Source organism: Dyadobacter sp. 3J3, from assembly GCF_009801115.1.
Taxonomy (GTDB): domain Bacteria; phylum Bacteroidota; class Bacteroidia; order Cytophagales; family Spirosomataceae; genus Dyadobacter.
In genome coordinates, this window is the sequence record NZ_VTOL01000011.1 from 203,147 (window position 1) to 228,395 (window position 25,249).

Genomic DNA, 25,249 nt, shown 5'->3' on the forward strand with positions numbered 1-25,249 from the left:
AAAATTTTTGGTCTGTTTCTTGATTTCTAAGAATCCAGGCCTTGTAGAATGGAAATAACCTGAGAATAATGAGTCAGTTGCATAAAATTATTGCAACATCCCTGGGGATAGGATATGTCGGGAAAGGTGGCGGAACAGTCGCAGCTGTATTTACTTGTATTTGCTGGTATTTTTGGCAAATCTATTTTACACCATCAATCTGGTTTGGTTTTGGAATAACACTCTTTATTACAATCATAGGGACAATTTCTTCGGATGCAGTTGAGCCTTTTTGGGGAAAAGATGATAAAAAAGTAGTGATCGATGAGGTCGCGGGAATGTGTATCAGCTTATTATTTTTGCCTTCAACTATTGCTTATATTATAACAGGACTTATACTGTTCAGGTTTTTCGATATTGTTAAACCTCTCTATATCAGAAAAGCAGAAAAATTACCCGGTGGGTATGGAGTCATGCTTGATGATGTGCTTGCCGGTATTTGTGCAAACATCCTTCTGCAAATAGCATTTAGATTTAATCTCTTGTAAAAAATGTTAACGTTTATCAAGGCGCAGGCCTCTTCATTGATTGCAACATTTCTCGACTTTTCGACTGCAATCGTTTTGGTGAACTTTTTTGGACTAGAACCGTTTAGTTCAAGTATAGCAGGAACATTATTGGGTGGGGTGGCTAATTTTACGATTAACAGATACTGGGTATTCGAAGCGGCAAACGATAAAATAAGTGGGCAAGCATTAAAATATTTTGTTGTCTGGATCGGAAATCTGATTTTGAATGCAGGAGGAATGTATTTGTTATTGGAAAAAACAAATTTGAATTATGTTATAGCTAAAGCTGTTGTAGCCGTTATTGTTGGTTTTGGATATAATTACATTTTTCAGAAAAAACTTGTTTTCAGGTGATCATCACAGAACTTAAATGAGTTTTTCATGGCTTAATCAACCTGACAGCCTTGAAAAGCAAAAAAAAATTAAAAATGTTAGTAAAATTTAAAATAGCAGGTGTACTATTCTTTCTGATTCTGTTTGGCTCAGACACTGTCCGCGCACAAACTACAATCATCAGAGGAGTACTTACAGACTCTGCTTCGAAGGAAACCTTGCCTTATGCCAATGTGCAGATTCCCGGTACTACAATTGGGGCACTTGCAGATGACGAAGGCCGTTATTCAATCAAACTGGAAGGTACTTATTCCAAAATTCAGTTCGGTTACATCGGGTATAATACTGCGGTGAGAAATATTACACCGGGCATTGAACAGGTGATGAATATCAAATTAAGTGTAAATGCTTCGATGCTTACCGAAGTAGTTATTAAAGGAAAAGCACGTTACCGCAATCGAAATAATCCTGCTGTTGAATTGATCCAGAAAGTGATTGACCATAAAAAGGAAAATCAAATGGACGCCAATGATTTTGTTCAGTACGAACAGTATGAGAAAATTTCTTTGGCACTTAGTAATCTGTCTGACAAATTCCGGGAAAAACGGATTTTTAGAAACTACCAGTTTCTTTTCACTGAACAGGATTCCAGTACGATCGGAGGTAAAAATATGCTCCCGGCTTATCTGCGAGAGCGACTTTCACAAATCTATTTCCGTAAAGATCCTTATAAAAAGAAGCAACGCGTATTAGCAGACCAGCGTGCAGAATATGATTCTCGTTTCATTGATAATGACGGTTTGAGTACATACTTCAACAGGCTTTATGAAGATATAAATATTTACAACAATAATATTTCGGTTGTCACCAATCTTTTGCTTAGCCCAATTGCCGGTACTGCACCTACTTTTTATAAGTTCTTCATCACCGATACTATAAAAACACAGCAGCCATGGTTAATTGAGTTGAGTTTTATCCCAAGAAATAAAACAGATCTTCTTTTTCAGGGTAAACTGTATATTACTTTAGATGGCCATTATGGTGTTCAGCATGCTTATTTGACTGTTAATAAGGATATTAACCTGAACTTCATGCGTGACCTTGAAGCCAAGCTTGAATTTGATAAAAGTTCCGACGGAAGATATCATCTTAGCAAAAGTACGCTGGGAATGGAATTCGCTTTTGGAGATAAAGGAGGTGGGATTTATGGTCAGCGAACGGTAACGTTTAAAGATTACGAAATTAATAAAGCACAGGATGACAGTATTTATCGCGGTCCTGCGGAAGAGATAGTTTATAAGGAAGGCGAAAAGAAAAGTCCGGACTTCTGGGTTAATTCACGTCATATTCCTTTGGAGCACCGTGAAGTGGAGATCTATAAAAATGTCGATACGTTGCAAACCATTAAGTCTTTCAGACGTACAATGGATATCGGAACGCTTTTACTGGCGGGATATAAAGCGCTTGGCCCTGTCGAAATTGGCCCTGTAAATACGTTTTATAGTTTCAATCCGGTTGAAGGATTGAGGTTGCGTTTCGGAGGGAGGACTACACCTATTTTCAGCAAACGTGTTTATTTCGAAACTTATGCTGCTTATGGTTTTAAGGATCAGAAATGGAAATATTTTGCAAGTGGTACTTATTCGCTAAACAACAAATCCATTTATCATTTCCCGCTGCATTATTTTAGATTTAGCTATCAGCACGATACTAAAATACCCGGACAGGAACTGCAATTTGTGCAGGAAGATAATTTTCTTTTGTCTTTCAAAAGAGGTAAGAATGACAAATGGCTTTATAATGATATTTATAAATTCGAATATGTCCGGGAATTTCCAAGCAGATTGTCCTACAAATTTGGTTTTACGCAGTGGAAACAGGCGCCAGCCGGTGCTTTGGTTTACCAGCGTTATGATGCAGGAAGTGATGGTTTGGTTAATATTAATTCCTTATCAAATGCAGAAGTCAGTCTCGAATTGCGATATGCTCCTCATGAACAATATTATCAGGGTAAATTGTACCGTACGCCTATTCCTAATAAATATCCGATTTTTACGATGCGGTACAGCAAAGGGATTAAAGGACTTTTACAAGGAGAAACCAATTACCAGAATATCACGGGGAATGTGGCAAAAAGGTTTTTCCTTTCCCAGTTTGGCTACGCGGATGTGACGGCCGAAGGCGGTTATATTGTCGGAAAAAATATTCCTTTTCCGTTGCTTACCATTCACAGGGCTAATCAGAGTTATGCTTATCAGTTAAGTTCATACAATTTAATGAACTTCCTTGAATTTGTGAGTGATCATTACGCCAGCATGAGTGTGGAGTACTATTTGAACGGGTTCATTTTTAACAAAATACCGTTGTTGAAAAAATTGAAACTTAGAGAAGTGGTAGCATTCAGAGGATTGTATGGCGGATTAAGAAACGAAAATAATCCGGCTAACAATCCAAATCTGTATAAGTTTTTGACAAATCCGGATGGGAGCTCGGCGACTTATTCGTTGAATAAAGAACCTTACATGGAAGGAAGTGTCGGTATCGCGAACATTTTTAAGTTATTACGAGTTGATTTGGTTAAACGGTTCAACTATCTTGACAATCCTAATGTTGCAGAGTGGGGAGTCAGGGCGAGGGTTAAGTTGGATTTCTAGTTTAAAAGAGTTAAAAATGAACAAAGACGAGTTGCGTGTTGCTTTACAGCAAGGCATTTATAAAGTAATTAATCCATTTGTAAGGTTCCTGATCAAAGCTGGATTAACACCCAATATGGTGACTACCATTGGGTTGGCATTGAATATTGGAGTAGCAGTAATTTTTATAATAGGTGTTGAAGAAGGTAACCGGGGAGATTTGACTTATGTGGGCTGGGCAGGTTTTCTGGTACTTTTTGCCGGAATATTTGACATGCTCGACGGACAGGTAGCCCGGCTTGGTAATATGAGCTCTACTTTTGGGGCTTTCTACGATTCTGTTTTAGACAGATACAGTGAAATGGTGATGTTTTTGGGGATATGTTATTATCTCGTTGGGCATCATTATTTTTTCAGTTCACTCTTTGCATTTATTGCCCTGATAGGTTCTGTGATGGTAAGTTACACGCGCGCCAGAGCGGAAGGTCTTCGTGTTGAATGTAAGGAAGGATTAATGCAAAGGCCAGAACGTGTGGTTTTGGTGGGTATTTCGGCTATTTCCTGTGGTGTGGCGTCAAACTACATTGGTGGTGATTATAAATTGTTCATTCCTGGCATTCCTTTTCATGTTTTTGAAACAATGTCAATTTTTACAATTCCAATCACTGTGATGGCCGTTCTTACCAATATCACCGCGGTAAACCGATTGTTGAGTGTAAAAAAAATATTGGATAAAAAAGATTCCGATGAGATTTCTATTAATCGCTAGTCTGATTGCAATTCTTGCAACGGGCAGCAACGCTTTCGCAGATAAAAAAAACAGGGAAAATCTTGCCGTAGCAGCAGTTGACACGTTTCCTGTACCAAAATTGCCCAATCTCCTTTTTTATATTCAAAGAGACCCGAATACAAATACGATCTGTTATGAATTGAATGTAAATGATCAGGGACAACTGGACGAAGAAAATCCTGTGCATCCTTTTTGGATAAGATATCCGGAAGGCGGCGGTCGGAAAGAACTTAATTATTTACAAAAAAAATTCGCTTACGGAATCATTGTAAAAAAAGCGGGCAAGGATTATTTTCAGTTAAAATCAGTCGCTTATTCAAAAACACCACTATATCTTAAAAAAGGTTCGAACAACAAGTATCAGGTGTACATGGCGATTAACCAGAAGCAATGTGTTTTGACAAAGATTTTTGTCAGGATCGAAGGCGGAACTTTCTGGGTGCCAAATGTCAGGTATATTGAAGTTACGGGAACGGATCCCGCGACAGGTAAGACAGTAGTAGAAAGAATTAGTAAATTTTCCTGATGTTTCTTCATGGCCAAGAACTATGTATCCAACTCCAAAGAATCGGTTAGGATGTTCAAAAGCGATATCCTCGAATCGGTTTCCAAAGTGCACTTTTCTGTGCCCCTTTTCATTTTCATTCCCGTAATTCTTTATTTTGCCTGGAAGGCAATCCGGCAGCAGGAGCTTTCCACGATTGAATTTGCGGGCTATTATCTGTCAGGACTTTTAGTTTGGTCACTCACAGAATACGTTTTGCACAGGTTCATTTTTCATCTTGAACCGAAAAAGGGAAATAAAATACAGGAACGTATACATTTTATTTTCCACGGTGTTCACCACGATTATCCCAGTGATGCACACAGGCTGGTAATGCCGCCTTCGGTAAGTATTCCCCTGGCGGCGACGTTTTATTATCTGTTTTCTCTAATTTTGAGATCAGGTCCACTGGCAGCATTTTTTTCTGCTTTTATGACCGGATATTTATTTTATGATATGACACATTATGCCCTGCATCATGCTAACTTTAAAAATAAATTCTGGAAAAAGCTAAAAAAACACCACATGCTGCACCACTATGACGATGCATCCAAAGGATACGGAGTAAGTTCACCGCTGTGGGATAAAATATTCAGCTCCGATTTTTTAAAAAATAAAAATGATTGACAATTTAGAAACTACAGTAAGCATTCACAAAACCGATTTTTATGGTATAAAGCCTATCATCACGATGTTGCTGATATCGGTGGCTTATTTGGTATTGTCTGTTTATCTTGTGGGATTTCGTAGTGATCAGGTTGTGCTTTTAGTGATTACAAATAGCTTTTATTTTTTCTCCGAAGCAACGCGCAAATTCATCACTGCATTTTCAATTTTTATTGTGTACTGGATTTTGTTTGATTATATGAAGGCATTCCCGAACTATAATTATAATACAGTACATATTAAAAGTCTGTACGATCTGGAAAAATCCATTTTCGGAATTAATACCGGAAGTTCGGTTATAACACCAAATGAATTCTGGATTTTACACCAGAACTCTTTTCTTGACGTCATGTCAGGCTTATTTTATCTGACCTGGATTCCATTGCCTTTGTCTTTGGCGGGATATCTTTTTTACAAAAACAGGACGCAATTTTTCAATTTCGCATTTACTTTTTTACTGGTCAATATGATTGGTTTTGTGATTTATTATCTATATCCGGCCGCGCCTCCATGGTATAGCCAGCAATATGGTTTTGAATTTATTGCAAACACAAAAGGAAATACAGCCGGGCTTTCACGCTTTGATGCATTTTTCAATGTGGGGATTTTTAAATCGATTTATGAGAAGAGCTCAAATGTTTTTGCTGCCATGCCTTCATTACATTCCTCTTATCCGCTTATCGCTTTGTATTATGCGGTGAGAAGTAAAATTAACGCAGGTTTGGCAACTGTGATTGGTATTACAATGCCGGGAATCTGGTTTGCGGCAATTTATACAAGTCATCATTATGTCCTGGATGTTATCGCTGGTATATCCTGCGCCATCACGGGTATCATTATTGTGAACCTGATTGCAGCCAGAAGATTAAGAAAAGAACACTGAAATAGATGAATTATAAAAGTTGGAAATGTCTTGAAACATAAGATGTTTCCAGCTTTTTTATTTGTCGACTGAGAAGTTTTGTCTTCAAAATACTTTCATTTTCCAACCATGATAATATTTCTGTTGTCATGATTATGATAAGAAAACGGTTAGTATCTCGTTTCAATAAATAATTACCCTTTTTGAAAATACCAGAAAATTAATGATATCGATCATAATCTGCTCAGCCAACGCCGAAGAATTAAGAGAAGTTTCAAAAAATATTGAAGAAACGATAGGTGTCGAATACGAAATTATCGGGATTGATAACAGTGATGGAAAACGAGGTATTTGTGCGGTTTATAATGAAGGAAAGCAGAAAGCGAAGTTTGATATTCTGTGTTTTATGCATGAGGATATTGAAATAAAAACGGAAAATTGGGGTGAGGTTCTTTTAAATATATTTTCCGAAAATAAGGAAATTGGAGTAGTAGGAGTGGCTGGTGGCGGTTATAAAGCATTGGCTCCGTCGGGCTGGTATTGCGTGGAATACAATTTTCCTGACCGTATGTTTCATAATGTTATTCAGGGTTATAAATTTAAAGAGAAAGAAGATCTTCATGCCTACCATAACCCCTATTCTGAAAAACTGAGTGAAGTTGTTTGTGTGGACGGGATGTGGTTATGCGCCAGAAAGGACATCTTGCAAGACAAACCTTTTGATGAAGATCTGCTTAAAGGATTTCACGGTTATGACGTCGATTTTTGCCTGAATATTTTCGGGAAACACAAGATTGTCGTGACCTTTGATATTTTGATGAAACATTTTTCCGAAGGTAACTTTGATCAGAAATGGTTCGAAACTATTTTAAAGCTTCACAGAAAATGGAACGCTTATCTTCCACTGACAACGTCTAAACTAGTATCTGAAAAAGATATTTATCTTACCGAAAAACGGGTTATCAAGAACGTCGTGGAGCAAATGCTGGAATGGAAATATTCTTTCAGCGAGATCCAGCGAGTGCTTATTTCTGGTGCAAAATCGAAAAGAATGCCTTTAAGGCTTTTCTTTAAAGGCTACGTACATTTAGTTGAACAACATTTTGGAATAGGAGATAATAAATTATCCAAAGATTCTCGCCCATAAAATCTTCGATTTCATTCCCCAAACATGCCGGAAAACATAGGCAGACTGACTTGCCTTTTTGTATTTTGGAATAAAATATAGCGACTGATATTCTTCATTCAGCAATCGTGAATATTGGAATGACAGGAATGTGCCTAATCTTTCTTCAAAAAGCGTCACGAGTTTGCTAACAAAGTCCTGATATTTATTGAATTTATAACTCTCGCAATGTTTTAGCCATTTCAGCTCTTTTTGCATTTTAAGAATATCCCGGTTTTCGTGGTATTTTTTATTGATCTTTTTTCTTTTGTTCATAATATCCGTAGAGCTGGTGCTATGCTGACGGTACTGAACCAATGAATCATGGATCACTTCGATTTTTCCGACATTGGCAGCCACATAGGCCAGCCACTGGTCATGAAAGAAATCTTTGTGAAAAGGAAGCGCCCAGGTTAAAAGCTCTTTCCGGATCATGCAGCTATGGCCGGAAATGCAGTTGAAAAACAGAAAAGTTTTTGGATTGTCGCCGCTATAAAGATTGATAATATCAGACATTTTTTTGCCCGTCGGCTCACCTTTTTCATCAATGAGCGTGGAGTCGTGATACAGGAGCTGACTGTCGCCAATAGCTTCCACTTGCAGTCTGATTTTGTCAAGATCCCAAATATCATCCTGGTCGGATAACGCAATAAATTCACCTTTGCACAAGGAAATTGCCTTTTCGAAATTCTTCACGTAACCCAGATTTTCTTCATTTTCGAAGAAAGTAAAAAAAGGATATTTATCAGAATATTCTTTCAAAATCTCTAATGAAGAATCTTTGCTGCGATCGTCAACTGCGATAATTTCAAGGTTAGGGTACGTCTGGTTTACCAAAGTTTCCAGCTGTTCCCTCATATATTTTTCTCCGTTGTAAATGCAAAGTGCAATGGAGACAAGCGGTGTATTTTTTTGATCGTTCATTCCGGATTGGCAGTCTGACAGCTGCCTTTTAGGTTTAGGAAGGGATTAAATCGGCTTGTCTAAATGATTCGTTTTGTGCCTGGTCCCCATATTTTTCTTAAAGTAAAGAAGAATTTACTGGTCTTGTTTTTTTTCAACAGGAACAATAACAGTTCTTCATTTTTCCAGATTTTCCAGCCGTAGGAAAGATTTATGTAAGAGGAATTTCTTTTTAAACAAAGCTGGTAAAGTTTCATTATCAGATCAAAATTTGATGCTTCGCTGTGTTCAGCGCAAACTTTGAGCCAAAGACTTTCCTGTTTGAGTTTTTCAATTTTAACTTCCTTACTGGTTTTTTGCAGTTTGCTTCTGACTGCAAGAATATCCGTCGAGTTTTTCTCATGCTGGCGATACTGAACCAGACATTTTTTAACAAAATCAATTTTTCCCTTATCCGCAGCGATGTATGCCAGCCACTGATCGTAGTGAAATCCCTCGGGGAAAGGAAAAATATTTTCTAACAGCGACTTTTTGATTAACACACTATGACCCGAAACGCAGTTCATAAACAAAAATGGAAGCGGGCTGTTTCCTCTATAAAAATTGAATTTATCCGACATTTTAAAATTTATCGGATTACCGAGTGAATCAATAAATTCGGAATCGTGATAAATTAATTCACTATCACCAATAGCTTCAGACTGTATTTTTATTTTATCAATATCCCAAATATCATCCTGGTCGCACATGGCTATAAACGCACCGGTACACAATTTGATAGCCTTCTCGAAATTCCTATTATAACCCAGATTTTTGTCGTTTCTGAAAAGTTTTATTTTTTCATTGTTCAACACATACTGATTCAAGATGAAAGCAGTATTGTCGGTTGAACAATCGTCCACGACAATAATTTCGAGATTGGAATAGGATTGTGACAGTAAAGAATTCATCTGTTCCTTAATGAATTCTTCGCCGTTATACGTGCATAAAGCAATAGAAATTAATGGTAACTCTGCCATTTATACTTCTGTAAACTGCTGCATATCAATCAGTTTTTTGTATAAACCGTGACTTGCCATCAGCTGCATGTGATTACCAGTTTCAATTATTTGTCCATCTTCAAGCACCACAATCAAATCAGCATTTTGAATAGTACTTAATCTGTGTGCGATAACCAGTGAAGTTCTGTTTTTCATCAGATTATTCAACGCTTCCTGAACCAGTTTTTCCGATTCTGTATCAAGTGCCGAAGTCGCTTCATCTAAAAGCATAATCGGTGGATTTTTCAAAACCGCTCTGGCAATACAAATGCGTTGTTTTTGTCCGCCCGAAAGTTTCATTCCGCGATCGCCGATATTACTTTCATAACCTTCATCGGTTTGAAGAATAAAGTCGTGAGCGTTTGCAATTTTCGCTGCATTTTCAACCTCCTGCTGCGTGGCATTTGGCATACCAAAAGCAATATTATTGAAAATACTGTCATTGAAAAGCATTGATTCCTGATTGACAACGCCAATCATTGACCAAAGCGATTCCATGGTGATATCTTTAACGTCAACGTTATCAATGGTAACTTTTCCTTTTTCTGCTTCAATAAATCTTGGAATCAAATCCATCAAAGTAGATTTTCCTCCACCGGACGGTCCAACCAAAGCAATGGTTTTTCCTTTTGGAATTGTAAGGTTTATATTTTTAAGAACCGTTCTTTCCGAGTAAGTGAAAGATAGATTTTCAAGACGGATGGCTTCGTTGAATGAAGTGATTGCAACAGCATTGGGAGAATCGGTGATTGTTGGTTTTTCGTCAATCAAATCCAGAACACGTTCCCCGGCGGCAATACCTGCATGAATTGTACTAAAAGATTCTGTAATTGCTTTTGCCGGACGCATTACCTGCGAGAAAATACCGATGTAAGAAATAAAGAGAGCAACACTCAAATCGGATTGTTTGTCAAGAATCAGTGATCCGCCATATAGAACAATAGAGGTTACCATAAGAACACCCAAAGATTCAGAAACCGGCCCCCCAAGCTGTTGCCGACGAGCCATTTTTCTCCCCAGGTCTGAATATCGTACGTTTTCAGAATCAAATTTGGACTTAATGGCTTGGGTTGCATTAAAAGACTTTATAATTTTAATACCTGTCAAAGCTTCATCGAGATAGCTGATCATTAATCCGAACATTTCCTGCGCCTGTTTGGCTTGTTCTTTCAATCGTTTAACAATTTTGGATATAAGAAATGCAGAAACCGGGATGACGAGAACGGCAAAAATTGTCAATTTGAACGAAATCGAAAACAACATGAAAACATAAGCAAGAAGCTGTAAAGGTTCCTTAAATACTACTTGCAGTGTTCCGGTAACGGAAAATTGAACCACACCAACGTCAGATGCAATTTTTGCTATAATATCTCCTTTACGCTGGTTGCTGAAATAACCGACTTGAAGATTCATAACATTATTAAAAACTGTTTTACGAAGATTTAATAAGGTATGAATCCGAAGGTTTTCCATAATTCTTTGGGAGAAATAACGGAAAATATTTCCTAGAAAAACGGATCCTACAATCACAGCGCAAACAAGTTGCAAAGCGCCATAAGGTCCGTATGTTAAATTGGCCTGTTGTGCGAAATAATTTAAATAATCAGCTACATCAAACCAGCTTTTAGGCTCTTTGATCAATTCAGTACCAGCTGTTCCGCTTTTAAATAAAGTCATCAGCAGTGGTGCTAAAAGTGCCAAATTTAGCGTAGTGAAAATTACACCCAGTATTGTACATATGACATATGGTATGGCGAATTTTTCAATTGGCCGGGCAAAAGATAATAGTCGAAAGTATGTTTTCATTTTTTATTTAAAGGCACAAAGATAAGTTTTTATGCCATAAGGGACAGAACCCTTTCAAGATTTATATTGAGACAAGATATTTAACAACGAAAAAGCATCGGTTTTAATTTTAGTAAGTCATCTGAAATTGTGTTTTTTCGGGAAATGCATTTTGTAATGAGACCCGCGTAATGAGAAAAGGTTGGAAAATGAATTGAGAATTTTTGCTCTGGAATAGCTTTTTTAATATATAGGTTCAAAAAAGAAGTTATGAAAAACGAGATATCAAGGCGCCAAGCAATGCTGCAAATTGGTTGTTTAGGAGCTGCTTCATTATTAAATTTTGAAAATACAAGAGCCGGTAATCACCAATATATGTTACAAAGAAATATTCCGGGAACAAAAGAGAAATTGCCGGTAGTCGGATTGGGATCCTGGATTCAGTTTGATGTCGGCGATTCGATTTCAGAAAAAGCAGAGTTGAAAGAAGTTTTGAATCATATGAACAGTCTGGGTGGGAAACTTATAGATTCTTCACCAATGTATGGTAAGGCCGAACAGGTAATTGGTGACCTGACGGCAGGATTGGATTTTAAGGATAACTTTTTTTATGCAACAAAAGTCTGGACTACCGGAAAACAAACGGGAATTGATCAAATGAATAAATCTTTTCTCAAAATGAGAAGAAAGACGATGGATCTTATGCAGGTTCATAATTTGCAGGATTGGCAAACACATTTAAGAACATTGAAAGGGTGGAAGGAAGAAGGGAAAGTGCGGTATGTGGGTATAACGCATTATTCCGTTTCTGCGCATCAGCAGCTTGAACAAATTGTCAGATCCAAAGTGGTAGATTTTGTTCAGTTCAATTATTCCATTAAAGTGAGGAATGCGGAAAAAAGTTTGCTCAAAGCAGCTCAGGATAATGGTGTTGCCGTTATTATCAATGAGCCTTTTGACAGCGGTGCCTTGTTTAAAGTGGTGAAAGGGAAAGAATTACCGGATTGGGCGGTGGAATATGATATCAAAAGCTGGGCGCAATATTTCTTAAAATATATTCTTGCAAATCCGGCTGTCAACTGCGTGATTCCGGGAACATCCGACAAAAAACATCTGATTGACAACATGGGGGCAGGTTATGGCAAACTCCCGGATCAGGAGGGCTTAAAAAGGATGTTGAATTATATTGATACTCTTTAACAACCAATACTTACATGTTAGCTTGAATTATAATTCACTTTGAGGTTACTTCTCGGTGAAACGTATAGCTGTCGGGTTTACAAAATATTAAATTAAAATTAAATGAGAATACAGTTGCATCACTGACAGTCTTTTTTTCGTAAGTTATAAATATTGGCACAGCGTTTAAAATCTGAGACTCCCGAAACGATCCAAATCGACAACATTACCATATTGAAAAATGTCCAAATCAAATATTGATGCATTAAATTTATATAAACTTGTAGTTATAATTTCTCTTCTGGCATTTCCAATTTTTGTAAACGCTCAGGACAGATGTGCTACAATGCCGCTTTTGGAACAGCGATTTTCAACAAATCCTGGATTAAGGCAAAAATTCAGCGAAAGAGAACTACAACTGCGCAAGCTCGTTGCCGAGCGTATTGCAAGTAGAAAATCCATGAAGACAGGCGGATTAGTAACCGTACCTGTTGTTTTTCACGTGGTAATGAGAAATCAGGCACAGGTTACGGATGCGCAGATACAGGCACAGCTTGATACGATTAATAAAGATTATGCAGGGTTGAATGCGGGTGCTGCAAAAATTCCATCTTATTTTAAAAGCTTATTTGGGTCGTCCGGAATTCAGTTTTGCCTTGCACAACGCACGCCGAATGAAGAACCAACAACGGGTATTGTCAGATATAGCACTACACAAACATCCTTTGATTATACCAGCAATTATGTAAAACACAAGTCTACCGGTGGTGCCGATGCCTGGGACCCGGATAGTTATTTGAATATCTGGGTATGTGTTTTGTCAAATAATACGCTGGGTTATGCTACTTTTCCAAATGACGGAAATCCTGATGAACAAGGCGTTGTTGTTGCTTATAACAGTTTACCCGGTGGAAATGCAACTGGTTTTAACGAAGGTAAAACGCTTACACACGAAATTGGTCACTATTTTAACCTCTTACATATTTGGGGTGATGATAACGGAAGCTGTTCAGGGAGCGACGGCGTTACTGACACTCCTAATCAGGGAAATAGTTCAAGTACGTGTAGAACGGGTGTGGTAACTGATAATTGCACAACTACCTCGCCGGGTATCATGTATCAAAATTATATGGATTATACGGCTGATGCCTGTCTCCTTATGTTTACGATTGAGCAAGTAGCGAGGATGGAAACCGCTTATTCCAATTATCGGTCAATTCTAAGCTCTTCAAAAGGATGTCAGCCTCTGAATTTGAAAAGTAAGGATGCTTCGATTAAGCAAATCACACAGCCAGATCAGCGTTTGTGTACCAGCACATTTACGCCACAGGTTATTCTCCGAAATCGTGGAAGTGAAACCATTACTTCTGTAACCATTAACGCCAGTGTAGACAATGGCCCTGTGGTAAGTTACAAATGGACAGGTTCTCTGGCAAGCTTTTCAGAAACAACGGTTACATTGGCAGGAATGACAGCTGTTGAAGGAAATCATGTTCTGACCGTTACTTCTGTCAATCCAAATGGCGCTCAGGATGAGGATACCTCAAATGATATGCTAAGTTTTGATTTTATATATTATCTACCGTCTGCGCCACCAATTGTGGAAGGTTTTGAAGGTGAATTTCCCCCGGTGGCCTGGGATATTGTTAATCCTGATGGCGGACAAACCTGGGAAAAAACAACGGAAGGGGCAAAAACCGGAAATGCTTCTGCCAGGATGAGGAATTTTGATTATCCGGCTATCGGTCAGAAGGACTATTTGCGCAGTCCGACGGTTAATATTGCCGGAGTAGATTCAGCCTTCGTATCCTTTCAGGTAGCCGCAGCAACCTATACGGCATCAACAAGTGCGGGAAATGTGTGGGATACACTTCAGGTGATGATCAGTACAGATTGTGGATTGTCCTATACGAGTTTATATAAGAAATGGGGGCCAAATCTTATTACCCGGACGTCCGCAACCAGAACTGCATTTGCCCCTACCGCTGGCGAATGGAGAAAAGAAGATTTGAATATCTCGGACTATATCAGCAAGGGAAATGTGCTTATTGCATTCATGAATATCAATGGAAACGAAAATGACATTTATCTGGATGATATCAATATCCGAACGGTAACGGTCAATCCAAACCTCAAAGAAGCAGGATTTCTTGTGACACCGAATCCCACAAGTGGAGAAATATCCGTTCAGTTTTATCCGCATCCGGCAGGTTTGCAGTCGATTACAATATATTCTGTCACGGGGCAGGAAGTTGCAAAACTAAATTTGCCAAGTGGTGAGGTAAGTACAAATGTTTTTGATTTTAACCTGCAAAATTCGGCAGCCGGATTGTATATTGTGAAAGCTGTATTTGATACAAAAACACTTACGAAGAAGATAGTGAAATATTGAAGTGAGGCTTTCGGCCATCAGCTTTCGGCTTTCAATTTGTTGTTATCAATAATTGTATAGCCGATTGCCGACCGCCGAAAGCCTAAGAACGAATTTAACCTACGCTCAATTGTTACGTAACGCTTTACTTAGACTTCGGTTGGTGAAGCGTTTTTTTTATTTTATGAATAATAATGAGGTCAAAATAATTCCAACTGTTCGGGATCGCGTGGTTTTCTTGGTTTTATTTCTGGCTCACCGAAATTAGAAATAGAGATTCCCAGTAAACGAACTGTTCTTTCTTCCATATCGACCTTTTCCAAAAGCTTTTTGACCGTATTTAAAATGGTTTCAAAATCTCCAACAGGATGCAGGTAGGAGAAATTCCGTGTAATTTGTGTGAAGTCGCTATATTTTATTTTCAGCGTTATCGTCCGCCCCTTCAATTGACTTTTTTGTAATCTTTTGAAAACTGTTTCGGCTATGATATCCAGTTCTTTGTGCATTTCTTCCGTTGTGCTCAAATCATAGGTGAAAGTGTCTTCAGCTCCCAAAGATTTGGTTTCCCGATGGGTTTGGACTTCCCGTTCATCAATTCCTCTTACAATTCTGAAATAGAAATGACCCGTTTTTCCAAAGTGTTTTACCAGTTCATTTTCAGTAAGTTTTTTCAGATCCGCCCCGGTGAATAACTGCATATTATTCATTTTCTGCGCTGTCACTTTTCCTACGCCGAAAAACTTTTCAACCGGAAGATTATTTATAAATGTTTCAATTTTAGAGGGACCGATAAAAGTCAGACCGTCAGGTTTATCAATATCGGAGGCAATTTTCGCAACAAATTTATTTGTAGAAATACCGGCAGAAGCAGTCAGATTAAGTTCGTCTTTTATTGCTTTTTTGATCTGTCTGGCTATTTCAAGTGCAGATCCTATTTGAAGTTTGTCTTGTGTCACATCCAGAAAAGCTTCGTCCAGAGAAAGTGGTTCTATGATATCGGTATATCGTTGAAATATTTCTCTGATATTTCTGGAAGCTGCTTTATAGGCGTCAAATCTTGGAGGTACAAAGATAATTTGTGGACAAAGCTTTATTGCTATTCTGGAAGACATCGCTGAGCGTACGCCGAATTTCCGGGCTTCATAACTTGCAGTTGCAACCACGCCGCGGCCGGTCGGAGAGCCTCCCACAGCCAAAGGTTTTCCCCTGTATTCGGGGAAATCCCGCTGTTCTACGGACGCATAAAATGCATCCATATCAATGTGGATTATTTTACGGTGAGATGGCGTCGAATCAGACATTGTTCACGAAACATAGTAAATTTTATTAATGTTCCTTGGCGTAATTTTTCTCCCCGGCTTCAATTTTCGCTGTTAAGTGATTACTGGCAGGTGGAATAGGACAATTATATCCGTCGCTGTAAGCACAATATGGATTGTATGCTTTGTTGAAATCCAGTTCAACCATATTATTTTTAATATCACCCGTACTTAGATCAATATACCGGCCTCCGCCATAGGACTGAATGCCATTGGTTTTGTCTTTAAAAGGTAAAAAAAGGTGATCCCGGTATTGGGGAAGTGTCTGCAAACTCAAACTACGGTAAACAGTAAGTGTTTGTTTGCGGCCATTAAGTTTAAATCTTAGCAGCCCATATTTAACATAGGTTTTATTGGTATCGCTGTAAGTTGGCATTTCAAATGGCCTGCTTTTAAGAATTCTTTTGAAGACTGCTTTGATCCGATAGGTTGAATCTGGTTCAAAAAAGCGCAGATATGCCAGGTCGTCCTTTTTTAAAGGAGAATTTTTAGATTTTATAAAATCCTCTTTGTAATGTTTCCTGAAAAGTTCAGTCTCTTTTTCAAAGGTCTGAGCTTTTGTGGAGATGCAAATAATTAATAATAGAGCCAGGTTAAGAATATTTCTCATATTGAGTAAAAAATAAATCCGGTAAAAAGTTACCGGATTTTGTGATTTTTTGCAACTGTAATCCGAATAAAGTACAGTGGTATACCTGCTTCAAAACATTATTTAGCAGGATATTTTGCTATTTTACTTTCGTCAATGTTATAAAAGTTTTTCACAGCGTTGTAGTCGCTGTAATCAACTGTACCGCTTTTTCTTGAGCTGAAATCAGATGGGATGATCACAACACGGAAAGTTTGGTTTTGCGTGTAAGACGCTGGTAGTTTAGAATAATCTACATTGCCATCCAGAAAGATCGAGAAATCTGTGGTTGTACGGTCAAAATTGTAAATCAAGGCTCCCAAACCAGTATCGTAAGTAGTTTGAGGCATTAATCGCCAGGTATCCAACGCATTTCCAAGTACATCCTCACCCCAGTAAATATAGATCAAAACAAGGTCTGATTCTAAAACTTTAACATTTGGCGAAGTTGCAGCAAAGGTGTAGCTGGTTACATATTTGTTTGCAGGAGTGAAATTAACCTTTGTAAGATCAAATGTCGTCCCCAGTACGGTTCCTCCATCAATCCCCGGAGCACCGTCGTCTCCTTTACACCCCTGAAAAAGAATTGCAATAACGAATAATAATGGAATTAGCTTTTTTGTCATGACTATTTAGATTTTAAGAGTTGTTACTGGCACAAATTTGCGCTAAGTTTTTTAAATGCCCTAATAAAGTAGGCATGTTAACTTTTTATTGACAAAATAATGCCAGAGGTGTAAAATGAGGCTAAGCATTAATAATTAAATAATTTGCATTGGTAATTGTAAGGTAGTATTTTTCACATTGATATGTTTAACACAAATAATTATTCAAAAAATAAATAAAACCATGATCAATCGTAGAGCAAATGCCGTTTGGAAAGGTACGGGAAAAGAAGGTACCGGTACTATGAGTACTCAGAGCACTGTCCTTGAAAATACACAATATTCTTTCAATACCCGTTTTGCGGACGGAGTAGGAACCAACCCTGAGGAGCTTATCGCTGCTGCGCATGCAGGATGTTTTGCCATGCAATTGAGCTTTCTTTTAAACGAGGCTGGTTTTACTGCTGATGAACTTAATGTATCTGCCGTTATCACGCTAGATCCCTCACAAGGTGCTATTACTAAAAGCGCTTTGGTTTTGAAAGGAAAAGTTCCTGGTATTTCAGCTGAGAAGTTTGACGAAATTGCACATGCAGCGAAAGAAAAATGTCCTGTCTCCAAAGTTTTGAATGCTGAGAAAACACTGGAAGTAGAATTGCTTGCATAATTTTTGACCAATTCTTTTTGAATTGAATTAGAGCGGCTGAATGATTTTAAAATCATTCAGCCGCTATTTTTTTTGCCTGAATAAACCGAAAATTTCTTCAATAAGTATTAGGCATCCAATTACTTCGAAAGTGGTGTAATTATACTTTTATATCTAATCCACAAATTTCTACGTATTTATAAAGTGCAATTAAATTAGTTCTACGGCTATGGTTGATATAATGTTTTTTTAATCATTTATGCGTAACAAACTTAAAATGCTTGTTATATTTGTCTTTGTTAATATTCTATATATGAGTATGTTGTAAGTTTTGAAATAATATTTTACTCTTATGGTCTAAATATTTGAATTGTGCGTACCTAGAAATAAATTTTTGATAAAAATTGAAATAGTACAATTATTAATCTTAACCCGGACTCTATGAAAACGTTCTTTAAATTTAATTCTGTAAAGCTTGCAGGCTTACTTTTTATCAGTGTAATCCTCGGTTCAATGAGCCGGATTTATGCACAGTGTTCTTCCACAGTTGCGCTGACTGTACCGGGTAATTACTTTGGTGCAGGCTATAACGGAAATGGAAACTTCAATGCACTTATTTTTGGAAATCTGGACGCGACCGGTGGCGATTCAGAAGGAAGACTAGCGGTTGGTGGCAATTTTACTGCTCCGAGCAGCTATTCGGTAGGTCATGGATCAATCGGTGATCCTGCACCAAGTACAACGGATAACTTTATTGTGAATGGAAATTTCAATAATGCCAATAATTATTCGGTCGTAGGTAATTTTATCTATAACACGGTAACGTCGGGCTCGCAATATCCAACACATGCCAGTGGGCAAGGCAGCAATATTGGACCCGTCACGAATCGTCTTTCTTTTGGAACGCTAAAAACAAATTACGTAAACTTATCGAATACGCTGGCAGCTATTCCTACTACAGGAACCGTAGTTTACAATGACTATGACAATTATGTTGATATTCAGCTCAACGGTACCACAGCCTCTACAAACGTATTTAGTCTGACCATTCCAACAGGAAAAACATTTGGTTTAACCTTTAATAATATCCCGGCATCTTCACAGATCCTGGTAAATGTGACAAATAAAACTGTGGATATAAATGGAGGTTCAATGCCGCAAAATTTAAGAGAGCGAATGTTGTTTAATTTTCCTTTGGCAACCAATATTTCCCTGGCCAGCTATGCGCTTCAGGCTGCGGTGTTAGCTCCAGTGGCGAATTTGCTGGGAAATGGTGGCAGTATTAATGGTCAGGCTGTAATCGGCGGGAATGTGGATCAGACAAATGGCTTCGAGTTTCATAATTTATGCTCCACTTTTGTAAAGCCATCCACTACTCCGTTGCCTGTAACTTTAACCTCGTTCTCCGCGGAAAAAGAAGGTAATCTGTCTATTTTAAAATGGGCAACTACATCCGAAACCAACAGTGATCGTTTTGATGTACAATACAGCGTTGATGCCAAAAACTGGAATTTGATTGGAACTGTTTTTTCAAAAGGAGAAAGTGCGAGTTTGTCAAATTACCAGTTTGTTCACTCTGACCCGTCAAATGGAGAGAATTATTACATGCTTAAAATGATTGACCGGGATGCTACGTTTGCATATAGCCGCGTGATTGAAATCTCACTTGATCTTCCTTCTGCGATTTCGGTTTATCCAAATCCTGTGGTAAGTCAGGCAATGATTGAAACGCCGGACTGGAGTAAAGTGAAAGAAGTGTTTTTGATCAACACAGCAGGAAAAAGAATTTCCATGTCGGCCGCTTCTGACAAAATCGATTTGTCAAATGTGAGTTCCGGAATATACATTATTCAGCTAAAACAGATAAACGGTTCAATTAGTACCGCTAAAATTGTAAAGCAGTAAAGGTAGTGCCTAACCTAAGTTGAACTTTGAATTTTAATCAAATCGGGGTGTGTGGAATTTATAATTCTACACACCCCTTTTGACGTTTAGCTGCTGGCTAATAGCTTTTGGCTTTTAGTGTTGCCGATAGAAATCCTAATCCAGAAACAAATCACTTGCTATTCTGTCGGCGAATAATTTTCCGGCATGTGTTAGCAGAATTGTTCCGTTATCAATAAACAGCCAGCCTTTTTGAGCCATCATGGATATTTCTGCGCGGTTTTGTATTTCAAATCCATTGTCGGACAATTTATTAAGCGTTGATATGTCGCATCCCCACTTCGTACGAAGTCCTGTCAACAAATATTCATTTACCTGATCCGCGGAAGAGAGAATTTCAATCGTGGAAGGGATTCTATCATCCAGAATAGCTGCAAGATATTGGGCATTGTTGGAAATATTGAATTCTCTACTAACGCCATTGTACGAATGGGCACTTGGGCCAACGCCAAGATAGTGATGCTGTTTCCAGTAAGAACTATTATGTCGACTGTATTTCCCGTTTCTGGCAAAATTTGAAATTTCATATTGTTCATAACCGTTTGAAGCAAGTCCGGCCATTAAAATCTCAAATTGCTGTGCAGCAAATTCTTCATCAATTGGCTTAATCTTCTTCTTTTTCAACCAGCTTCCAAAAGCCGTTTGTGGTTCAATTGTCAGGCAATAAGCTGAGATATGAGCAACGTCAAGTTCAAATGCCTTTTGAATATCAGATTCAAGAATCGCGTGATCAGGTGCCGGAATTGCATAGATCAAATCAATAGAAATATTATTAATCCCAACTTCCTGCGCAAGTTTCACACAATTTCCAGCTTCGTAAGAATCATGGATCCGGTTAAGATGTTTCAGGTGCGGCTCATGGAATGATTGAATTCCAATGCTAAGCCGGTTGATACCAGCTGATTGAAGTTGAACAAGTTTTTCTTTATTCAAATCGTCAGGATTTGCCTCTAGTGTTATTTCTGCATCCGCATCTACTTTAAAGTTTGAACGGATTGTCTGCATCAAGAATCCAAGCTCCGATTCATCCAGCAACGAGGGTGTCCCGCCGCCAAAATATATGGTTTCCAGTTCGCCTGATGATAGATATTCTTTTCTTAGGATAATCTCTCTTGCAATGGCTTCCACAATCGCCCGTTTATTTTTAGTATTCGTGCTGAAATGAAAATCACAATAATGACAGGCTTGTCTGCAAAAGGGAATATGAATGTAGAGATGCAAATTTTAATTGTTAATGGTTAATTGTTAAGGGTTAATGGTGGCTCAATGACAATTTTTGGCCCAATATACTGATTGCGGTTTCAAAAGAACAGGAGAAAAAGACTTGGAGTTTCATTTGATAATAATCATATTAAAAAAAATAAACCGGAAATTACCAAAAACACAAATTGAAGAAACAAGCCACCAACTCACAAACCGCCATCATTAACCCTTAACCCTTAACAATTAACAATTATTTCTTCCATTCCCAGCCAATCTTTACACCAGCCCAAAGGTTGTTTTTGGGAGCACTGTTGTAGTAACGGTTTCCGAAGGCGTTTAGGTCGTAGCCGAGACTGTAAATGGCAGCGTTAACTTTTTCGGCAGAAGCAGAAAGTTCGCTGTACAAATGATTTCCCCAGCTTTTTTTCCAGGCAGCACGGGCTGTAAATTGGTTGTAAGGCGTATTTTTAACTGTATTTGCATCGTTCAGGTACAGTGAGCTGCCATGCTGATAGGTTGCATAAAGAGAAAATCCATATCTGAATTTTGCATCAAGACCAGTAGTCTGTATAAGTCTTGGGATTCCCGGAATCAGTTTTCCGCTCAGATTCACATCGCCCGACTGATAATTGTCATAGGTATATTTTGTATACGTTCCGGAATCCCAGATTCTTAAGGAAACCGGTGATTTTGGATTTGCGATCAGATCGTATCCCAGGTTCCATTCCAGGCCGATTTGTTTTGTTTTTCCAGCATTGATAAAATATTCAGAACCTGCTTCATTTGTTCTTCTAACAATGGTCTGTTTCAGGCCAAAATGATAGGCGTTAATTTCCGCTGTAAATCTGTTGCCTATTTTACGAATACCAATTTCGGTATTCATGCCTCGTTCTGCTTCAAGATCTCTGCGGAATCCGCCAGCCGAGGGACGGACTTCCTGTAAAGTAGGAGGAGAGAATCCGCTGCTGTATGATGCTGTAACTGCCCATGTTTTTGCAATGATTTTGTTAAGGGCGAATCTTGGCACAAAAATCCCGTCAAATGTTCTTTGTTCCTTGCTATATGGAAGCACAAAGAAACGTTCGTATTTATATTTTGATGTATTATAACTGACACCTGCTGTAACCGTTAAGTCAGAAAAAAGAACAGCTTCCAATTGTGTGAAAGCGGATAAGGCACTTGTGCGGACGTCCTCAACGGTTTGTTGTTTTCCGGGAACTCCTCCGTTATTATCATAATTTCTTTGTGCTGATTTACTGTATTGCCACTCAAAACCGGTTGTCCAGTTTGTTTTTACATTACCGATCTGGGCAGTATTTTGCCAGATATTTCTTCCACCCATTCCTTGCTCGTCACGTTTTTCATAATTGGAAATAAATGGATTGGCAAAATCATTAGTCGTTAAATAAAGTGCAGTACTTTGCGTCCAGTTATCGTTAAGTGCAATGGAATAATTGCCTCCCAAAAGAGCAAATTTGGTATAAATGGCCGCATGTTGCGCCTCACTTCCCGGAACTGTTGGAGAAGACTGACGGGCAAGTTTTGGATCTGATTTGTATTGTGCAAGAGTGATTCCGCCGGGAGTCTGATACATCAGATCCGAATACATTCCAAGCAACGAAAGCGTACCTTTTCCAACTTTGCTGTTTGATGTAAACCGAATAGCATCTCGCACCATCCCGCTTTGTTTCCGATAGCCATCTTGTTCCTGATGACCGTATTGGACAGAAATATCACCAACCTGCAAAGTTGTGCTACGACTTTGAAAACCGTATTTCCCATAACCCACACTTTGCTCAACCCGGTTCATGCCAGGATTATCGGTACGACTTTGCATTAAAACAACCCCACCGGTTCCGGCACCATAAAGACTGCTTCCAGGTCCTTTGATCACTTCCATACTTTGCACAGATCCAAAATCGAGCGAATTTAAAGGAGTATTTCCACCAGCATCTGTGAATGGTATTCCGTTCCAGTAAAATTTGACATTACGAATACCAAACGGAGAGCGAATTAAACTTCCTCGAACAGAAAATCGATAACTTCCCGGCGATCTTTCTTCCATTCTCACGCCCGGAATCGCATTTACTGCGTTGGTCCAGGTAGTTGAGGAAAATCGTTCAATTGATTTTGCAGTGAGTAAACCTACCGTTGCAGTCGTTGAGAGCCGGTTGGTTTTTGATTCAAAAGCGTTGACCGTAATTTCATCAAGTTGTCTTGCTGCAAGCGTATCGTTTTGCATTGCGTTTTGGGCAAAGCTTTGAAAAATTGGCAGGCAGGAAAATATGGAAATTAATAAATGTCTTGACATAGGTTTTGTTTAGGAATGTATGACAAAGCTCTTTATTAAAAGGGATAGTAACAAACAAGTACTTTAAAAAAAGCATGGTATTTGTGACTAAAACTGAAAGGATTCGTCTCAAATGCCTTCCGAAAATAATCTTGCATTCTTAGTTTAAACAGATGAGTATGTTTTTCCACAACTAAACAGTTTTGAAAACGAATATCAAGTTGGTAGGATATTTTTAATACTACCAATGAATTAATGATACAATTCAAACTTTTAAATTAAACACAACAAAAATGAAAAAAATAACCTGGATCGTAGCTTCAATGTTGACAGTTGGAATGTTGACTTTTAGCAGTTGTTCTGAAAAGACGAAAAATTCTGCTGAAGATACTGCGGAGGCAGCTCAAAATGACGCAAAAGAAAATATTGATGATGCAAAATCAGATATGAAAGATGCAGGTGATGATTTCAAATCTAAATTTAAAGATGAAAAAGAATCTCTGAAAACCGATATTGATGATTCAATCAGCAAAATCGATAATAAAATAGAGGAAGCAGATGCTAAAATGGATAAAGCTACTGCCAAAGAAAAAGATAAATGGAAGGAACGTAAAAAAGAGCTGCAAAAAGAAAAAGAAGATTTGAAAGAATCACTTAACAAATTGCAGGCTGAAACAGACGAGAAATGGGATAATTTCAAATCTGATACACGTGCCAAAATGGATAAGATTAAAGCTGATTTGAAAGATTAATCAAATCAAGTATTTAAAAAAAAGGAGTCGGCTTATTTTGGTCGACTCCTTTTTACGTTTACTGATTCAGTTTTATCGAAGTGGCAAATGAATTTCAGTCATCATACAACGTGCAGAACCGCCTCCGTAACCCTCAATGACAGACAAATCGGAATGAATTATTTTAGCATAATCCAGTAGAGCCTTATGCTGATTTTCGGTCAATGCATCATAGGCTTGCGTTGACATCATCAGAAACTTATCGCCTTTTAAATTTCTGACCATCAACATATTTCCTGCAAAATGCCGGACCTGTTCCAGAGAAATTTCAACAATATATTTGTTTGTTTCTTCAAGTAAACTTCTCACTTTGAGCCGCTCATCCGGGTTTTTAATTGCTTCCAGACAAACAATTGCAAAAATATCACCAACACACATCAGGACGTTGGTATGGTAAATGGCCTTGTCGTTTTCGTCTGAGGCTGAGAACGTTACAATTTCATAGCCCAATGCATCGGCAAAAGCTTGCAAGACTTCCGGATGTGTTCTTGGTGAAAGACATGCGTATGCTATTTTATAACGCCGGTCCAAAACCATACTTCCGGTTCCTTCCAGGTATTTTCCTTCATTTTCAAAATGTGTCAGGTCAATGATTTCCTCAACCAGAAAATCTTTTCTAAGTTCTTCGATAATATCCAGTCTGCGTTCCGCTCTCCGGTTTTCCGCCATCATCGGATATAAAACCACTTTCCCGCTTTGGTGAAAAGAAACCCAGTTATTAGAGAAAACGGCGTCGGGTCTGTAAACCTCGTCGGTATCATCGAAAATATGTAGATCAAGTCCCGTCAGGGATAGTTGCGAAATCATCAGGTCAAATTCTTCCTTTGCCTTTTCCTGCGCAATTTCGTTCGTTTTTACTGCGTGTTCTTTTTGCTGAAACTCATTGCTTCCGGCAGTCTCGCTATTAAAACCGAATTGAGCAGGCCGGATCATCATGATCCTGGCAGTGGACTGAGGTTGGGTAAAAATCGATGTGGCTATAGGGCGCATAGGAGTAATGTTTA

Annotated in this window: 22 protein-coding genes; 13 read left to right on the forward strand and 9 right to left on the reverse strand. The window is 38.4% G+C overall.

Going from position 1 to position 25,249, the window contains the following annotated elements:
* Positions 1 to 68: 68 nt before the first annotated feature.
* The 8 genes from FZF08_RS22990 (at position 69) to FZF08_RS23025 (ending at position 7,523) form a co-directional block, all read left to right on the forward strand.
* On the forward strand, positions 69 to 527 hold the full coding sequence (locus FZF08_RS22990) for a phosphatidylglycerophosphatase A (RefSeq protein ID WP_159473957.1): 459 nt from the start codon (positions 69 to 71) through the stop codon (positions 525 to 527).
* A gap of 3 nt (positions 528 to 530) precedes the next feature.
* On the forward strand, positions 531 to 902 hold the full coding sequence (locus tag FZF08_RS22995) for a GtrA family protein (RefSeq protein ID WP_159473960.1): 372 nt from the start codon (positions 531 to 533) through the stop codon (positions 900 to 902).
* 74 nt (positions 903 to 976) lie between these two features.
* Positions 977 to 3,535 (forward strand): DUF5686 and carboxypeptidase-like regulatory domain-containing protein, encoded by a 2,559-nt coding sequence (locus FZF08_RS23000; protein WP_159473963.1) that lies wholly within the window; start codon positions 977 to 979, stop codon positions 3,533 to 3,535.
* 16 nt (positions 3,536 to 3,551) lie between these two features.
* The gene (locus tag FZF08_RS23005) at positions 3,552 to 4,283 is read left to right on the forward strand and encodes a CDP-alcohol phosphatidyltransferase family protein (protein ID WP_159473966.1); all 732 of its coding nucleotides are present in this window, start codon (positions 3,552 to 3,554) and stop codon (positions 4,281 to 4,283) included.
* Positions 4,261 to 4,830 carry a DUF4833 domain-containing protein gene (locus tag FZF08_RS23010; protein WP_159473969.1) on the forward strand — a complete coding sequence of 190 codons (570 nt, stop codon included), beginning with the start codon at positions 4,261 to 4,263 and terminating at the stop codon, positions 4,828 to 4,830. Before FZF08_RS23005 ends, FZF08_RS23010 begins: the two co-directional genes overlap by 23 nt.
* Before the next feature lie 9 nt (positions 4,831 to 4,839).
* The gene (locus tag FZF08_RS23015; RefSeq protein WP_159473972.1) at positions 4,840 to 5,475 is read left to right on the forward strand and encodes a sterol desaturase family protein; all 636 of its coding nucleotides are present in this window, start codon (positions 4,840 to 4,842) and stop codon (positions 5,473 to 5,475) included.
* Entirely contained in the window at positions 5,468 to 6,397 is a 930-nt protein-coding gene (locus tag FZF08_RS23020; protein ID WP_159473975.1) for a phosphatase PAP2 family protein, read from the forward strand. Before FZF08_RS23015 ends, FZF08_RS23020 begins: the two co-directional genes overlap by 8 nt.
* Positions 6,398 to 6,599: 202 nt before the next feature.
* Positions 6,600 to 7,523 carry a glycosyltransferase gene (locus FZF08_RS23025; protein WP_159473977.1) on the forward strand — a complete coding sequence of 308 codons (924 nt, stop codon included), beginning with the start codon at positions 6,600 to 6,602 and terminating at the stop codon, positions 7,521 to 7,523.
* Here the strand turns inward: FZF08_RS23025 and FZF08_RS23030 are convergent.
* The 3 genes from FZF08_RS23030 to FZF08_RS23040 are packed head-to-tail and all read right to left on the reverse strand — an operon-like array spanning position 7,500 to position 11,290.
* On the reverse strand, positions 7,500 to 8,465 hold the full coding sequence (locus FZF08_RS23030) for a glycosyltransferase family 2 protein (protein WP_159473980.1): 966 nt from the start codon (positions 8,463 to 8,465) through the stop codon (positions 7,500 to 7,502). The genes FZF08_RS23025 and FZF08_RS23030 overlap by 24 nt on opposite strands.
* Before the next feature lie 59 nt (positions 8,466 to 8,524).
* Positions 8,525 to 9,463 (reverse strand): glycosyltransferase family 2 protein, encoded by a 939-nt coding sequence (locus FZF08_RS23035; RefSeq protein ID WP_159473983.1) that lies wholly within the window; start codon positions 9,461 to 9,463, stop codon positions 8,525 to 8,527.
* On the reverse strand, positions 9,464 to 11,290 hold the full coding sequence (locus FZF08_RS23040) for an ABC transporter ATP-binding protein (protein WP_159473986.1): 1,827 nt from the start codon (positions 11,288 to 11,290) through the stop codon (positions 9,464 to 9,466).
* A 249-nt stretch (positions 11,291 to 11,539) separates the two neighbouring features.
* Here FZF08_RS23040 and FZF08_RS23045 point away from each other — a divergent pair, with 249 nt between their 5' ends.
* On the forward strand, positions 11,540 to 12,469 hold the full coding sequence (locus tag FZF08_RS23045) for an aldo/keto reductase (RefSeq protein WP_159473988.1): 930 nt from the start codon (positions 11,540 to 11,542) through the stop codon (positions 12,467 to 12,469).
* Positions 12,470 to 12,689: 220 nt separating this feature from the next.
* Positions 12,690 to 14,840, forward strand: a complete 2,151-nt coding sequence (locus FZF08_RS23050) for a M43 family zinc metalloprotease (RefSeq protein WP_229216657.1) — start codon at positions 12,690 to 12,692, stop codon at positions 14,838 to 14,840.
* Positions 14,841 to 15,019: 179 nt separating this feature from the next.
* Here FZF08_RS23050 and dinB read toward each other — a convergent pair whose 3' ends face one another.
* From dinB to FZF08_RS23065, 3 genes are all read right to left on the reverse strand, one after another.
* Positions 15,020 to 16,120: a DNA polymerase IV gene (gene dinB / locus FZF08_RS23055; RefSeq protein WP_159474001.1), complete on the reverse strand. Its 1,101-nt coding sequence runs from the start codon at positions 16,118 to 16,120 to the stop codon at positions 15,020 to 15,022.
* A 25-nt stretch (positions 16,121 to 16,145) separates the two neighbouring features.
* Entirely contained in the window at positions 16,146 to 16,748 is a 603-nt protein-coding gene (locus FZF08_RS23060) for a DUF1684 domain-containing protein (RefSeq protein ID WP_200837155.1), read from the reverse strand.
* Between the two features lie 98 nt (positions 16,749 to 16,846).
* Positions 16,847 to 17,392 carry a hypothetical protein gene (locus FZF08_RS23065; RefSeq protein WP_159474004.1) on the reverse strand — a complete coding sequence of 182 codons (546 nt, stop codon included), beginning with the start codon at positions 17,390 to 17,392 and terminating at the stop codon, positions 16,847 to 16,849.
* Positions 17,393 to 17,615: 223 nt separating this feature from the next.
* On the opposite strand from FZF08_RS23065, the gene FZF08_RS23070 reads away from it, so the two are divergent.
* Positions 17,616 to 18,038, forward strand: a complete 423-nt coding sequence (locus tag FZF08_RS23070) for an OsmC family protein (protein ID WP_159474007.1) — start codon at positions 17,616 to 17,618, stop codon at positions 18,036 to 18,038.
* A gap of 420 nt (positions 18,039 to 18,458) precedes the next feature.
* Entirely contained in the window at positions 18,459 to 19,922 is a 1,464-nt protein-coding gene (locus tag FZF08_RS23075; RefSeq protein ID WP_159474010.1) for a choice-of-anchor A family protein, read from the forward strand.
* Between the two features lie 135 nt (positions 19,923 to 20,057).
* Here the strand turns inward: FZF08_RS23075 and hemW are convergent, their stop codons facing one another.
* Both hemW and FZF08_RS23085 read right to left on the reverse strand, forming a co-directional pair.
* A complete protein-coding gene (gene hemW, locus FZF08_RS23080) occupies positions 20,058 to 21,182 on the reverse strand; it encodes a radical SAM family heme chaperone HemW (protein WP_159474013.1) in 1,125 nt (374 codons plus the stop codon).
* 232 nt (positions 21,183 to 21,414) lie between these two features.
* Positions 21,415 to 23,475: a TonB-dependent receptor gene (locus tag FZF08_RS23085; RefSeq protein ID WP_159474016.1), complete on the reverse strand. Its 2,061-nt coding sequence runs from the start codon at positions 23,473 to 23,475 to the stop codon at positions 21,415 to 21,417.
* 272 nt (positions 23,476 to 23,747) lie between these two features.
* Between FZF08_RS23085 and FZF08_RS23090 the strand changes: the two genes are divergently transcribed.
* On the forward strand, positions 23,748 to 24,206 hold the full coding sequence (locus tag FZF08_RS23090; RefSeq protein ID WP_159474019.1) for a hypothetical protein: 459 nt from the start codon (positions 23,748 to 23,750) through the stop codon (positions 24,204 to 24,206).
* 72 nt (positions 24,207 to 24,278) lie between these two features.
* Here FZF08_RS23090 and ctlX read toward each other — a convergent pair whose 3' ends face one another.
* The gene (ctlX, locus tag FZF08_RS23095) at positions 24,279 to 25,235 is read right to left on the reverse strand and encodes a citrulline utilization hydrolase CtlX (protein WP_159474022.1); all 957 of its coding nucleotides are present in this window, start codon (positions 25,233 to 25,235) and stop codon (positions 24,279 to 24,281) included.
* Positions 25,236 to 25,249: the final 14 nt, after the last annotated feature.